We start from the raw sequence: 15388 nt of genomic DNA on the forward strand, positions 1-15388 counted from the left end.
CTGTATATCAACAATAATAACACTAACTGAGAAACTATGATTAATAAAGATTTGCTGGATATTCTTGTCTGTCCTCAATGTAAAGGACCTGTTGTTATGACGGAATCAAAAGACGGACTGGTCTGCGGAGCCTGCAAGCTGGAATATGAAATTAGAGACGATATACCAATAATGCTCATTGAAGAGGCCAGGAAGATTGAAGACGAGAAGTAAAACAATCGAGGCTGTGGTTTCCCAAATCGTTTTTGGCCGCCCCCCGGCGATATAAAACAGGAGGATACTCATGTCTGCAGCAGATGATCTGCCCCTAAGAATAAATGGATTACTGCAATCTGATGATCCTTTGTCATGTGATTATCTGGGAATGATTGCCGAATTGGTCCACAAAAAAGAATCGTCCGGACTTGAGTGGCGAAAATATGTGGAGCTATTATATGAGAAGGTTCGCCATGAAATAGAAAACAATACCGGCCGGCCGATTTCTCCTGTAACCTTCGGCACTTCGGGATGGCGGGGGATTCTGGGAAAAGATCTTTTCTGTAAATCCGTGGCACAGGTGATTCTGGCGATTGTCGAGATGTATAAAGAACTTGATCATAGTGCCGAACTCGCTGGCGTTTTAGGTGCGGCAAGTCTTGAGGAGGTCCGGCAGAGGGGGTGTGTCGTCGGTTATGATAACCGCTTTTGCGGAGATCTCCTGGCACGGGTTGCGGCCCAGGTTCTTGATAGAGAGGGGATAAAAATATATTTCGCCGGAGAGACTACCACCGGGGTATTGTCGGCAAGTGTTCTACAGTTGGATGCCGCCTTCTCCATCAATTTTACCCCTTCGCATAACCCGCTTGAATATGGTGGATTGAAATTTAACGCGGCTGACGGCGGTCCGGCTGCCACCGAAGTAACGCGCGCTATCACCGAAAGAGCCCAAGGCATTATTGGAGAAAACCGCCTGCCCTTTTCATTAGCAGAAGGCAGTAAGGTGCCGGAAATGCCGAAATCCATCAAGCGCATAGACTCCCTGTCCTTGTGGCAGAATCACCTGAAGAAGAATTATGACGCCCACGGTTTGGAGTATGCCGGTATTATCGAGGGGTTTGAGAAGAAGGAAGATCTGGTTGTTGTTATTGACTCTGTTCACGGTGCCAGCAGGCTGCATATAGATGCGATGTTTAAAAATACAGGCTCAGAAAGATTGATTCACCTGCGAAAAGAAAAGGATGTTACCTTTGGCGGAGTTGCCCCGGAACCATCCAGTGAGAATATGAGAGCAGTTGTAGAGACCCTTCAGCAGCGGCCGGAGAAATTTAAACTGGGAGCAATCATTGACCCCGATGGCGACAGGATCCGCTTCACTGATGGGAATATCGAAATCAGTATGAATCAGTTCGGGGCCATGGCCTATCATTTTCTCCATGAGTGGAAAAAGAAGAGCGGACTGGTCGCCAAAACCGTGGCATCTTCCAATCTGGCAAACGCGGTTGCTGCCGCTCTGGGCGAAGATGTCTTTGAGCCAAAAGTAGGATTTAAGGAATTTAAACCGGTGATCGGCAAGGCGCTAGTCTGTTTCGAAGAGTCCGACGGTATTTCCATTATAGGCCACACCCCGGAAAAAGATGCCTATATTGGTCTCCTGCTGGCCCTGGATATGGTGTTGACTACCGGCAGGAACCTTGGGGAGTATTTACATCAGATAGAAGAAACGTATGGTTTTTTCTATCCTGATCGTGATGGTATCGCTGTATCTGTACAGGGCGAGAAGCTCTTAACGGCCCTGGCCGGTCTGGAGAAATACCAAGAGGGGAGCTCTGTAGAGATTGAAGGAGAGTCCAGAATCATTGATAAAGTCATTGATGTGGACGGCAGGAAAATGATATTTAACGATGGCTCATGGCTGATGATACGGCCTTCCGGAACAGAGCCAAAGGTTCGTTTCTATGTTGAGTCGCGAACCGCAGATGGAACTCAAGAACTTGTTAAAGCAGCCAAAAATATGCTTAAAGAAATCGGGCTGCTCTGATTGTTTGTCGGAAATAATGCCTGATATGCTAATCCCGCTGAGCTGGACAAGGATCTTGGTAATAGAGGCGGGTTTCACGGATGTAAATTTATTTTTTATTTTTTTTATTTTTTGCACCCCTCAAAAGGGTACTGAACTGAGTGGCGGTTTTTCAGGAGTAAGGCACTAAAGGGAATCGGAACAGCGTGATCAAAAATCCCGGTGTTTTGCGGATGTAGTTATTATCAGTTGATTTTTTGGCAGAGGGTATTATTTTCAACTGGTGTGTTTTTATTTAATATTGACAGCGTGCGTGAATCGCGGGCGTATTACAAGATTGCCAATATTGATGATGTTGTTATTTAATCATTTGAGATGACCGGAAGTTGTTTGATACGTCATCAAATTCAGGAGCTTCATATGTGGGAATATACTGATCTGGTTCAGGAGCATTTTCTCAAGCCGAGAAATGTTGGTGAAGTGGAAAATCCAAGCGGTGTTGGCGATGTGGGATCCTTAGCATGTGGCGATGCTCTGAAACTCACCATCAAAGTTGATGAGAATGAAACTATAGTTGAAGCAAAATTTAAAACATTTGGCTGTGCCAGTGCAATTGCCTCTTCTTCCGCCCTGACTGAAATGATCAAGGGTATGAAGATTTCCGAGGCTGAAAAGATCACCAACGAAGATATTGCCGATTTCCTTGGTGGTCTGCCTAAGGAAAAAATGCATTGTTCGGTTATGGGGCGGGAGGCGCTGGAGGCAGCCATTGCCGATTATCGCGGCATGGTCCTTCCTATGGCCGAAGGAGAGGTTGTCTGCGAATGTTTCGGCGTTACCGATCTGGAAATAATCCGTGCAGTCAAGGAGTCCAACCTCCATTCAGTCGAGGAGATAACCAATTTTACCAAAGCCGGTGGCGGATGTGGTAAGTGCGAGGACAAGCTACAGAAAATACTCGATGATTGTATTGGGGATACCGCGAAAATAAAGAGGGTTGCTAAAAAGCCCGAGCGCATGACCACACTCCAAAAGATCAAGAAAATTGAAGAAGTGCTCGAACGCGAGATCAAACCGGCGCTGCGTCAGGATGGCGGAGATATAGAACTGATCGACGTGGACGGGGACTATGTACTTGTCTCTTTACGAGGATCATGCACCAGCTGTACAAAATCGCAAACAACTTTGAAAGAGTATGTGGAGAAAAAGCTGAGGGAGCTAGTTCTGGACACATTAATTGTGGAGGAAGCTAAATAATGAAGACATCTCCAGGCCAAGAAATATACATGGACAACAATGCAACCACCAAGATAGCTCCCGAGGTGGTTGAAGCTATGATGCCTTTTCTGACCGATTATTACGGTAATCCCTCAAGTATGCATGTCTTCGGCGGTCAGGTTGGCGAATCTCTCAGAGAGGCGCGGCTCCAGGTAGCAACCCTTCTCGGCGCCGAACCTGAAGAAATAACCTTTACCAGTTGCGGCACCGAGAGCGATTCAACTGCGGTTCTTTCGGCTCTTCAGTCTTTTCCTGAGAAAAGGCATATTCTGACGACCAGGGTGGAACACCCTGCCATAAAGACCCTCACTGAAAATCTGGAAACCTTGACCGGGCATAAGCATCGGGTGACACGACTTAAAGTGGCTGCTGATGGCACCATCGATCTGGATGAATATGCCGAGGCATTGACCGATGACACCGCTATAGTCAGTGTGATGTGGGCCAATAATGAGACCGGAGTGATATTTCCTGTTGAAGAAATGGCCGCGATGGCCAAGGAAAAAGGGATACTTTTTCATACCGATGCCGTCCAGGCTGTCGGAAAAATCGCCATAGACATGAGTAATTCCGCTATTGATTTTCTCTCGATGTCGGGGCATAAACTCCATGCCCCTAAGGGAGTGGGCGTTCTCTACGTGCGGCGCGGTACCCCGTTTGTTCCATTTATAGCAGGAGGCCATCAGGAGAAAGGCCGTCGCGGCGGTACTGAAAATGTGGCATCCATCGTAGGACTCGGTAAAGCCTGCCAGCTGGCCGGTGAGAAAATGGAAGAGGAGAATACCCGGGTTAAAGCACTGCGGGATAAACTGGAAGAGGGTTTGCTGTCCTCGGTTCCCCGCTCGATGCTTAACGGACACAAGAAAGATAGATTACCCAACACTTCAAACATAAGTTTTGAGTTCGTTGAAGGCGAATCAATACTGTTGCATTTAAATCAATATAATATCTGTGCCTCTTCCGGATCCGCCTGTACATCCGGGTCGCTTGAGCCGTCGCATGTGCTGCGGGCCATGGGGGTTCCGTTTACTGCGGCTCACGGTTCCATCCGATTTTCGCTAAGCATCTACAATACCGAGGAAGAGGTCGACTTCGTCCTCGGCAAGATTCCGGAAATTATTGCATCCCTCCGGGAAATGTCTCCTTTCTGGACCGGTGAATAGTTATGAAAATTATCAGCCCCTCCTATGAGATACAAGACGACCTCGATCATGCATCACTGGTGGTCCGACTCGAAGCCTGCGGGCGCATCTGCTATAAAAGCGAAGAGCTGATCTCCAGAGATTCTGCGCTTCCATTTGTGAAAAAGGTGGCAAGCCACGGTCATAATTCTGTCCTGGAGATGGCTGTAGTAACGCTGCAGGTTCGCTGTACCGAAACTGATGCCGCTGGTTTTCTAGCCTGTCAGCCTAAATTCCTCACTATAGATGTCTATGGTGATGGACTTCTTGTTACCGCTTCGATTCGCGGCTTCCGTGAAATCTACCAACGCTGCGCTGATGATGCAGTGGTCAGACAAATGGTAAATTTTCTGGGAAGAAAACATCCTTATCTGTTTGACGGAATCTGGTCGGCTGCTGATCATACCGATAGCGATAGTGCAATAGGCGTAAAAAAAATCGAACTCAACGAGGTCGAAAAACTTCCAGAAGAGTTGCTGCTGCGTCACCGTTATGTCGGAGTGAAATTTTATGTCAATAGAGCCGTAACCCATGAAATTGTGCGGCACCGGACCTGTTCCTTTCTGCAGGAGAGCCAGCGCTATTGCCGCTATAGTCAGGACAAATTCGACAACCAGGTGACCTTTGTCAAGCCCCTGTTCTACCAGGAAGGCACGGCAGATTACGCCCTCTGGGAAAAGGCCATGGAGGAAACCGAGGTTATTTACCTGAAGCTTCTGGAAACTTCGACGCCACAGGCTGCCCGGACAGTATTGCCTAATTCATGCAAAACTGAAATTATCGTCTACTGCAATCTTGAGGAGTGGCGGCATATCTTCCGACTGAGGACCCATAAAACCGCAGAGCCGTCGATGCGTGAGATTATGATACCGCTTGCAGAAGAGCTTAACGCAAGGTATCCGGCAATCAGCCTCTGAGAAGTCTGCAAAAATATAGTGCAACAAAAAAGCCCCGGACATCTACTGCCTCGGGGCTTTTTTGTTGGTTATAAGTGGGATTTTTGCTTAAGAGCCTCTTGCCCGCTTGCCGCGGGAAAGAGGCTCTTATTACCGTTGCTCCCTAAAGAGAATGGTTTGTCCGAATTAGAATACACCTTCAACCATTCCGGTTTCCGTATCCACATCAATACGTTTGAACGCGGGGTTTGAACCGGTTCCAGGCATCAGGCTGATTGTCCCGGCAACCGGAACAATAAAACCGGCACCACCATAGGTGAGGACTTCACGGATGGTGAGTCGCCATCCTTTGGGGACACCTTTCAGTGTAGGATTATCGGAGAGAGACAGATGGGTTTTGACCATGCACATTCCCATCTTGGCTAGTTCGGGATCGGCCTGAATTCTGTCAATCGCTTTGTTTGCCTCATTGGAATAGTCAACACCGTCGGCGCCGTAAACTTCCGTGGCAATGAGGTGGATCCTGTCCTTGATGGGCATGTCGAGTTCGTAGAGAAATTTGAACTCACTCTTTTCTTCGCAGGCATCAATAACGGTCTGGGCGAATTCAAGTGCACCGTCGCCGCCTTTTTCCCAATGCCGCGACAGAGCGACTTTGGCTCCTTCGGCTTCGCAGAGTTCGCGAATTTTGGCGATTTCGGCATCGGTGTCGGTATAAAAAGCATTGATACAGACAACCGGACTGATGCCTGCCTTTCTGACATTGCGTATATGGTGGATAAGATTATCACAGCCCTTGGCAACCCATTCGACGTTCTCCTCGAGGTATTCCTTGGGCATTGCTTTTCCAGGCACCGGAACCGGGGCGCCGCCGTGACACTTGAGCGCTCTGATAGTAGCGACAACAACGGCACAGTCGGGAATAAGTCCGGAAAAACGGCATTTAAGATTCCAAAATTTCTCAAAGCCGATATCGGCTCCGAATCCGGATTCAGTTACATGGTAATCGGCGAGTTTCAGGCCGACTTTATCGGCGATGACGGAGCTCTGACCAATGGCGATATTGGCGAATGGTCCGGCATGAACTATGACCGGCTGACCTTCCAGAGACTGCATCAGCGAAGGATTAAGCGCTTCAACCATCCAGGCTGTCATTGCACCGGCTACCTGCAGATCTTCCGTGGTTACCGGTTGGCCCTTCTTGTTATAGGCGACAACGATTTTACCCATTCTTTCACGCATATCCTTAAGATCGTTGGAAATAGAAAGGATAGCCATGACTTCCGAGGAAACGGCGATGCCGAATTTGGATTTCATCATAAAGCCGTCTGCCTTGCCGTTAACTCCATCTATACCGATGATGATATTCCGCAGAGCCTGGCAGCAGAAGTCCATGATCCAGCCCATTTCAACATTGGTCGGATCAATATCGAGACGCTTCATGCCGGAGAGTCGCTCGAGTTGCTCGTCATTGTAATTGCGTTCATGCTGCAGTCTGGAGGTGAGTGCTACCATTGCCAGGTTGTGAGCATTCATTATGGCGTTGATATCACCGGTGAACCCGAGTGAAAACGGGGTCAGGGGGATGCACTGGGCTAAACCACCGCCCGCGGCAGAACCCTTGATGTTCATGGTGGGACCGCCGGATGGCTGGCGAATTGCAGCACAGACATTTTTGCCCAATTTGCCAAGCCCCTGAACCAGACCCATGGAAGAAGTTGATTTTCCTTCACCAAGCGGTGTGGGTGTAATAGCCGTAACGTCAATATATTTGCCATTCGGCTTGTCCTTCAAGCGCTCAAGAACCTTTCGGAAATCGATCTTGGCAATATAGTGGCCATGAGGAAGGAGTTCTTCCTTGGTCAGGCCAAGCGTCTCACCTATTTCATAAATGGTTTTCATTGATTTTTCCGCTTCTTGTGCAATTTCCCAATCCGCATGTTTGGTTGGATCTAATGGCATAATTCACTCCTTTGGTAGAATTAGACTCTGACTGTAGTTAAATCCGTTATCAAGTAGATAACTTTGTCGAAAAATGGTGCAGTATTGCTGATAAAAAGAGCAGATCTGAAGATTCTACGCTTATTAGTGCCTCACTCCTGAAAAACCGTCACAAATAACAAGAGAATGAGAAATCTCTCTAATTCGTGAACTGGCCTCTAAAGCCAAGGCAGTTATCCAGCTCTGCTGGGTTAGTATGTTGCAGATTGTTTTCTGTTTTTTATGGAAAACAACTGCCTGAAATTTCTTATCCAGTCGAACCGGGTTTGTGTTTTTTTTTTGGAGGAAGGTTGGGGCACACCTTCGATATATTCATATAGGTATAAGTAGAAATTCAAAGACCAAGAAAACATTAAATTCGCACCGTTTTATGATCGGTTCATGCAACAGGAAGAATGAACATTAACAGTACCGGGTGTCTATGTTCTCATCAGATATACAATAAAAGAACATAACTATATCATGATTCTCCTACCATAAATACGGTCTATAGGCAATTTTTTTTTGCTGAAAACAGAGTGAAATAATCTGTAATCATTCATAAAATTGTTGGTGAAGCATTGTTTTTATCATACAAAAACATGCATAAGTTGCATAGTTGGTACAAGTGGGTGCGGCATGATGTCTTAAGTGAAGTGATAACTCTTTTAGGTGGCGCCGAAACATGTGCATTGTGTCGAATAAGATGCACATCGGTAGGACTTTGTTTTTGATCACTTCGATTCTGCTTCGAAAGGATTTTTACCCGTGGACCAATGTGCATGGTAATGGTGGGAGCAGCAACAGATTAGCCTGGATCAGTTACCTCAGTTGCGGAAAGATGATGGATTTCGCCATTATCTGTGATTATGGTCCAATTGCCATCGGCATCACATGCCCTTGCCAGGCAAGGCAGTTTTTCGCCATTCTTTAGAGTGATAGAGCAGTCAGGGTGAGATGACATGCTCTCTAGCTTTGTAAACTGCTTTTTAGAGGCTATTTCTTTAAAGAGAGTAACAGCCTTCTCAATAGCAAGAAGCTTTTGATGCTCCTGCGGTGATATCTCGGCAATTTGATTGCGGAGCTGCTGTATATCATCTTTCGCCTGTTTGATTGTTTTTAAAACCCCTTCAATATCTCCTCGCTGATCATCTGGTATCGAATAGAGGATCTGTTTCTGGATTTCGATTTCAGCTTCGATATAAGTGATTTTTTTTAAGATGCTCTGTACTGAATTTTGCATATACTCGAATTTTTATTTAAAAATTTAATGTATTCGTCCATCGGAGCTGAATTGATGTAAATTTACAGCATACATCACATTTTTATTTAATAGTTATGGTTAATCATATACGATGATGAGCATCTAAAGGGTTGCCATGTAAACTCTTAAATGGCTAGAAAGTTCGAAATACGGGGTGCAGTATAGGGAGAACCCGTGACAACTCAAGGTAGAATGTCATATGCCTGCTATAAACCTGTAAACGTGGGAACTCTGGTCTTTTGGACGCTATCATACCACAACAATAGCTTAAAATCAGTGATCCCGCACTTGAAATGTTTTAAAAATTATCAATTGAGGGGATTGATTCCCGGCAAAGTTTTTTTTTCAAGAAAAAAGAGGTTTTAATCCTTTATTTCATAGACTATACTCTCATCATTTAAACAGTGCTAATTATTATTCCCATATGGATGTTTTATGACGGTCAAAACTAATACTTCCTCCAGAAAAACATCACTTAAACGAACGGTTAAGGATCAATCGGGTGCGGGGAAAGTAAAGATTGGCGAACTTCTCAGCAAAGCGGGCTATATCACGCCGGCCCAGCTTGAGCGCGGTAAGAAGGAACTTAAGAAGCAGGGTGGCCGCCTCAGTTCGATCCTCGTTAAGCTCGATTATATTGATGATAATACAGTCTTTAACTTCCTCAGCAGGCAACACAATTATCCGGCAGTTGTCATCAAGGATGAACCTCCTTCAAAAGATGTATTACGGATCCTGCCCTTTGAACTTGCCAGAGAATATTTTGCATTCCCGCTCCGTATGGCCGGAAATACGCTGCAGATCACCATGGTCGAGCCATCGGATGCCTCCGCCGTTGAAGAATTGCAGGACCAGCTGAACAAGGAACTATCCGTTTGTGTATCAACGGAAAAGGATATCCTTGAAGCATATATCAAATATTACAAGATCAGTGAAGAGGAGGCAAAAAATCTCTCAATCGTATCTGAAGAGGATGATGTCGGAGAGATTTCCGTTACCCAGGTAGACGACTTCGGATCAATAGTTGCGGATGCTGCCGATGAGTTTGAGATCGAGAGCTATGACGAAGACGAAGGGCCGGACAAGTTTGCAGCCTCGGATGCCCCCATAATCAAACTGGTCAATGGTATTCTTATCAAAGCTGTGCAGGAAGGCGTCTCAGATGTTCATATTGAGCCTTATGAGAAAACCATGCAGGTGAGGTATCGCAAGGATGGTTCGCTTTTTAAATCGATGAACCTGCCGCTGACCATTAAAAACGCCTTGGTCGCCCGTGTAAAAATCCTCTCCGGTCTGGATATAACCGAGAGACGCGTGCCTCAGGATGGTAGAATCAAGATGCGCATGGGGAGGAACCGTTCCGTCGATTTCCGGGTGTCTTCACTGCCGACACTGTTCGGCGAATCAGTCGTTCTCCGTATTCTCGATAAGAGTTCTCTGAACGTTGATTTAACCCAGCTCGGCTTTGAAACTTCTACCTTCGATATGCTGAAACGTTGTCTTTCCAGACCTCAGGGACTTCTATTGGTAACCGGCCCCACCGGATCTGGAAAAACCGTTACACTGTATTCAGCCCTCAACTCCCTCAACAGTGAAGATATCAAGATTCTTACTGCGGAGGATCCGGTCGAGTTTAACTTTAAAGGCATCAACCAGGTAAATGTACATACCGAGGTTGGAATGACATTTGCGGCTGCCCTGAAAGCCTTTTTGAGGCAGGATCCCGACATCATTATGGTAGGTGAGATCCGCGATATAGAGACTGCGGAAATTGCCATCAAGGCTGCCATGACAGGCCATCTGGTATTTTCAACTCTGCATACCAATGACAGTGCCGCTACCATCGCACGCCTTGTCGATATCGGCATCCCCTCGTTTATGCTGTCATCTGCCGTGACCATGGTGCTGTCTCAGCGGCTGGGCCGGCGGCTTTGTCAAAGTTGCAAAAAGCCTGTTACCTATGAGGCGGAGGAGCTTCTCAGCATCGGTTTCCGTGAAAACGAAATAGAGGATCTGCAGCTCTACGGTCCCAATGGTTGTCCTGAGTGCAATGGTTTGGGTTATAAAGGCCGGGTTGGTTTTTTTGAGCTCATGGAAGTAACCGATGAGGTAGCCAAGGCCATAAGTGCCGAGGTTCCGGAAGATCAATTGCGGAAAGTTGCCGTGCAGGAGGGAATGACCCCTCTTCGTGATGCAGCCCTGAAAAAAGTAAAGGCCGGTATTACCAGCATCGATGAAGCCTTGCGCAGAACCGTGGCTCACAAGGAAAGTCTGCCTGCCTATCTTGTCAACCCTGATGTCGAGGAATATGAAGACGGCGATGTTATAATAAGAGAGGGGAACACCGATTACGATTTTTTTAAATTGATTCGCGGTGGACTCACCGTTATAAAAGGCGGTAAGAAAATAGCGGAATTGACGGAGCCGGGCGAATATTTTGGAGAGATGGCCGCCATTTCAAAAGAGCACCGCACCGCCTCGATTATTTCTCAGGGCAGAAGCACCGTGAAGCGTTTTCCCGGTGACAAAATAGACGAAATTATCGAGAAATATCCAGATGTCTCTGCCCATCTCTTTCGTACAATGACCTCACGCCTGGTCAAATCCAACCAGATCCTCGTTAAGCTTGCCGGAGCAAAGAAACCACCAGCACCTCCTGGCAGATAGAGACACTCATGTGATTTATTCCTGCGACCTTGCCCGAGGTATTCTTCTGTAGGTGATATTATTTTGTGTTTTCATATATTGATCTTGACCAGAATTCTTAGTATTAGGATGGACATAAAAATTAATCCGTTATGTCACAGAAGCCGGTCCTGATACCATGAGTGAAAATAATAAATTTAGGCTGGCGGCATTTCTCGATGGCCGTCCCGGTCATGAGAAACAGACCTTCGGCATTATTGAAGAACTCAAAAGGAAGATCGATGTTGAAGTGATTTCGGTACCAATTCGGAAAAAGAACGTTTTTCTGCAGGCTGCTGAATGGTTGAATTTCTTGTTTCCACCGAATTATCAGCCCGCTGATTCAGATGATTCTCTTAAAGATTGTGATTTGCTTCTGGGTACAGGGACTCATACCCATCTGCCGATGCTGCTTCTAAAAAAGCACTTCGGCATTCCAGTCGTTACCTGTATGACTCCTTCCTCCTTTCTGCAAAAGAAGTTCGATCTGATATTCTCACCACAACATGACAATACGACAGAAAAGCATAATATCTTTACGACGATTGGCCCTCCCAACCCCAACATCAACAGAGGGGATCACCGTAATGACAGAGTGCTGCTGCTCTGTGGTGGTCTCGACAGGAAAAGTCACGACTGGAACACCGATGAGATCATTGCCGGTATAAAGGCGCTTATTTCCCATGATCCGCTTAAACGGTATATACTGTCATCCTCTCCTCGAACTCCTGCCGAGGCCATACAAAAGATGTCACTTCTGGCGCAACATCTCCAAAATGTTGAATTCCATGAATACCAGGAAACTCCTCCCGGTTGGGTGGAGGAAGAATACCGTCGATGCCGTCAGGTCTGGGTTACCGGAGATTCCATATCAATGGTGTATGAGGCTCTCAGTTCCGGATGCAATGTGGGAATATTACCTGTGCAGTGGCGAAATAAAAACTCGAAATTCAGGAAAAGTGAAGAATATTTGAAGGATGCAGGATTTGTTATAGGGCTGCAGGCATATCTTCTGGGAGATGGAAGCTGGAAGAATGCCGAGCCGCTGAATGAAGCTCGACGCTGTGCCGAAGAGATTATAAGACGGTTTCTATGAGAAAATTACGGATTGTCCAAATACTGCCCGACCTTGATGAAGGCGGAGTAGAAGGCGAAACACTTGATCTGGCGATATATCTGGCTGACTTGGGCCATCATTCAATGGTTATATCGGGAGGAGGCCGTTTAGTGAGCCAGCTTGAGGATGCTGGAGGAGTTCATATAACCTGGCCTCAAATCGGTGAAAAAAGCCTTCGCTGTCTAAAATACATCCGGCGGCTTCAGCGCTTCTTCCTCGAGGAAAAAATTGATATTGTTCATCTACGTTCAAGACTACCTGCCTGGATTGGCTATACCGCGTGGAAACTACTTCCTCCTATTTTACGACCTGCCTTGATCACGACCTTTCATGGTTTTTATTCAGTCAACTCCTATTCAACTATAATGACCAAGGGTGAGAAGGTTATTGCTGTCTCTAAGGTCATAACCAATCACATCCTGGAAAACTACCGAGTTGATGAATCCCGGATTGAACTTATACATGGCGGCTGTGACACCAAGGCATTCGACCCTGCCGTAGTATCGCCTGAGAGGACCGGTGAACTTCGCCGGAAATGGCAGCTGCCTCAGGGTAATACTCCCATAATAATGCTTCCCGGACGTTTAACCCAGTGGAAGGGACAGGATGTCTTTATTGAAAGTCTTGCTCTCATTAAAGATTTGCCATTTTATGCTATTTGCGTCGGCGAAACGGAAGAAAATTCAGCGTTTACGAAAAAGCTTCTGGACAGGATACGCCGCCATGACCTTGAAGATAAGGTAAGGCTTGTCGGGCACTGTTCCGATATGCCGGCCGCACTGAAGGTAGCAGATTTTGTAGTTTCCGCCTCCTCCAGTCAGCCCGAGGCATTCGGCAAAATTGCCATTGAAGCTATGGCCATGTCAAAACCTGTTGTTTCAACTCGGCACGGGGGGAGTCTTGAAACAATCGTTGAGGGTGAAACAGGGTGGTTTGTTGCCCCATCGGACCCAAGCCAGTTGGCGGAAGCCATAAAAAATGTTCTCGTGAATCCGCATCTTATACGGGAAGCGGGAGAGCGCGGCAGAAAATGGGTGCTTGAGAATTTTACCGCCTACAGGATGTGCGAGAAAACCCTCTCCCTTTATCAAAGGCTGCACGAAGAAAAGGAGAGGAAGCGCAGTGGCCGGACAATCACCGCTGTGCAGATGCTGCCCGAACTCGAGGGCGGTGGAGTGGAGCGCGGCACCCTGGAAATGGGGCGCTATCTGGTTGCGAACGGTCATCGTTCCCTGGTTGTTTCCGGCGGAGGTCGTTTGGTGGAGCAGCTGGAAGATGAAGGCAGCTTGCATATCAAATGGGCTGTAGGCTCAAAAAGCCCCCGTTGTCTTGCCTATATCTGGCCCTTGCGGAGGTTAATGATCAAGGAAGAGGTTGATATTCTGCATCTTCGCTCAAGAATGCCTGCCTGGGTAGGTTATGTCGCCTGGCTCAGCATGCCTAAAAGCAGAAGACCGGTGCTGGTAACCACCTTTCATGGATTCTATTCGGTTAACAAATACAGCGCTATTATGACTAAAGGAGATGGAGTAATTGCTGTCTCGGAAAGCATAAAGAAGCATATACATGAGAAATATGAGGTCAAAAATGATGTCAGGCTCGTCTTTCGCGGAGTGGATGAAGAGATGTTTAATCCGGAGAACATTGAAAGCTCACGCCTGGAAAAGTTGAGAGGAGATTGGAACATTAAGGAAAATATTCCTGTTATCATGCTGCCCGGCAGAATTACCCGGCTGAAGGGCCAGGATATTTTTCTGAAGAGTTTGCTCCAGGTGAAGGGAAGGAATTTTCAGGCGATTCTCGTTGGAGATACCAGTGAAAACCCAGGATATGTCAGTGAACTCAAGGAATATATTTCAGATAATAACCTGGAGGAGTGTGTCAGCCTTGTTGGACACTGTTCGGATATGGCAGCAGGATTACTGCTGGCCGACATCGTTCTCAGTGCTTCTTCAAGTGAACCGGAGGCATTTGGTCGTACCACAGTTGAGGCGATGTCAATGGCCAAACCGGTAATTGCAACCGCCCATGGTGGCAGTCTGGAAACGGTAGTCAATGGTGAAACCGGTTGGCTCGTTATGCCATCGGACCCTGTCGAGATGGGACAATGTATCGACAATGCCTTGAAGGATCTGGAAACAATTAAGACATTCGGTAAAAGGGGACAGGAACGTGTACGTAAACACTTTACGACTCAGTCGATGTGTGAGAAAACCGTTCAAATCTATCGTGAACTCATTCTGAAGCGGCGAAAAATTTTTCAACCATAATTTTAACAGGTTCATCTTTATTATAAAAAACATCAGTATAATGAAATGTTCCGCAAAATTCTTGCCATAGGTGACTGCAATACGCTTGGTGCAAAAGAGCTGAAGGGACACAGCTATCCGGAAAGGGTGGCCGATAAGATCGGCTCTGAAGTAATTAATCTTGGCCATACAATGGCTACAACACGAGAAGGTCTGGGATTGCTGCGGGATTGTTTGCACCGGGATTATATGGCGGATGCCGACTGCATATTCATACAATTCGGTTTGGCGGATTCCAGCAAGACCCTCAGATATTCTCCTTATGTGCTCTATTATCCCGATAATTGGTGTCGCAAGGTATTACGAGCACTGACGAAAAAATTTAAAAAAACCTGTCGTAAAGCAGGGGTTAATGTTCTTCTGGGAGAGTCTAATACCGTACCCATAGAGGAATATGAAGAAAACTTACGAAAAATGGTCGAACTCTCTCAACCCAGAACCGTTTTTCTCGTGGATACCATCCCTACCAACAACCAGGACCGTAATGGTGAATTAGTGCGATATAATAAGATCCTTGATAAGGTTTGCGGCGATTATGAGACATGTATAAAGATTGATCTCTATGAAATATTTGAAAAAGAATCCCATCAATTTTACATGGACAGGATTCATTGCAGCAATGCCGGGTATGAGTGTATTGCGGCTAAAATAGCAAGTAGGATACGATTGGCATAATTCGATA

At 46.5% G+C, this 15388-nt stretch carries 11 protein-coding genes; 9 read left to right on the top strand and 2 right to left on the bottom strand.

Translation table 11 applies throughout. The annotated features are described in order from the left end of the window. Positions 1-36 precede the first annotated feature (36 nt). From JWG88_RS00275 to JWG88_RS00295, 5 genes are all read left to right on the top strand, one after another. On the top strand, positions 37-213 hold the full coding sequence (locus JWG88_RS00275) for a Trm112 family protein (protein ID WP_205231679.1): 177 nt from the start codon (positions 37-39) through the stop codon (positions 211-213). Between the two features lie 70 nt (positions 214-283). Next, positions 284-2017, top strand: coding sequence for a phosphohexomutase domain-containing protein (locus JWG88_RS00280; RefSeq protein WP_205231680.1), 1734 nt, complete (start codon positions 284-286; stop codon positions 2015-2017). Positions 2018-2416: 399 nt separating this feature from the next. Continuing rightward, complete coding sequence (gene nifU / locus JWG88_RS00285; RefSeq protein WP_205231681.1) at positions 2417-3253, top strand: Fe-S cluster assembly protein NifU; 837 nt, start codon at positions 2417-2419, stop codon at positions 3251-3253. Beyond that, complete coding sequence (gene nifS / locus JWG88_RS00290; RefSeq protein WP_205231682.1) at positions 3253-4437, top strand: cysteine desulfurase NifS; 1185 nt, start codon at positions 3253-3255, stop codon at positions 4435-4437. Before nifU ends, nifS begins: the two co-directional genes overlap by 1 nt. 2 nt (positions 4438-4439) lie before the next feature. Continuing rightward, on the top strand, positions 4440-5372 hold the full coding sequence (locus JWG88_RS00295) for an FAD-dependent thymidylate synthase (protein ID WP_205231683.1): 933 nt from the start codon (positions 4440-4442) through the stop codon (positions 5370-5372). A gap of 165 nt (positions 5373-5537) precedes the next feature. On the opposite strand, the gene JWG88_RS00300 is transcribed toward JWG88_RS00295, so the two are convergent. Together JWG88_RS00300 and JWG88_RS00305 are read right to left on the bottom strand one after the other, a co-directional pair. Then, on the bottom strand, positions 5538-7313 hold the full coding sequence (locus tag JWG88_RS00300) for a formate--tetrahydrofolate ligase (protein ID WP_205231684.1): 1776 nt from the start codon (positions 7311-7313) through the stop codon (positions 5538-5540). A gap of 826 nt (positions 7314-8139) precedes the next feature. Further along, positions 8140-8574 carry a hypothetical protein gene (locus JWG88_RS00305; protein ID WP_205231685.1) on the bottom strand — a complete coding sequence of 145 codons (435 nt, stop codon included), beginning with the start codon at positions 8572-8574 and terminating at the stop codon, positions 8140-8142. A 456-nt stretch (positions 8575-9030) separates the two neighbouring features. On the opposite strand from JWG88_RS00305, the gene pilB reads away from it, so the two are divergent. The 4 genes from pilB (at position 9031) to JWG88_RS00325 (ending at position 15381) form a co-directional block, all read left to right on the top strand. Further along, complete coding sequence (gene pilB, locus JWG88_RS00310) at positions 9031-11262, top strand: type IV-A pilus assembly ATPase PilB (protein WP_205231686.1); 2232 nt, start codon at positions 9031-9033, stop codon at positions 11260-11262. 157 nt (positions 11263-11419) lie between these two features. Beyond that, on the top strand, positions 11420-12376 hold the full coding sequence (locus tag JWG88_RS00315) for a mitochondrial fission ELM1 family protein (protein ID WP_205231687.1): 957 nt from the start codon (positions 11420-11422) through the stop codon (positions 12374-12376). Next, positions 12373-14667 (top strand): glycosyltransferase family 4 protein, encoded by a 2295-nt coding sequence (locus tag JWG88_RS21540; protein ID WP_240194204.1) that lies wholly within the window; start codon positions 12373-12375, stop codon positions 14665-14667. Before JWG88_RS00315 ends, JWG88_RS21540 begins: the two co-directional genes overlap by 4 nt. Before the next feature lie 45 nt (positions 14668-14712). Then, positions 14713-15381 carry an SGNH/GDSL hydrolase family protein gene (locus JWG88_RS00325; RefSeq protein ID WP_205231688.1) on the top strand — a complete coding sequence of 223 codons (669 nt, stop codon included), beginning with the start codon at positions 14713-14715 and terminating at the stop codon, positions 15379-15381. Positions 15382-15388 lie beyond the last annotated feature (7 nt).

Source organism: Desulfopila inferna, from assembly GCF_016919005.1.
In the GTDB taxonomy this organism is placed as follows: Bacteria; Desulfobacterota; Desulfobulbia; order Desulfobulbales; family Desulfocapsaceae; genus Desulfopila_A; species Desulfopila_A inferna.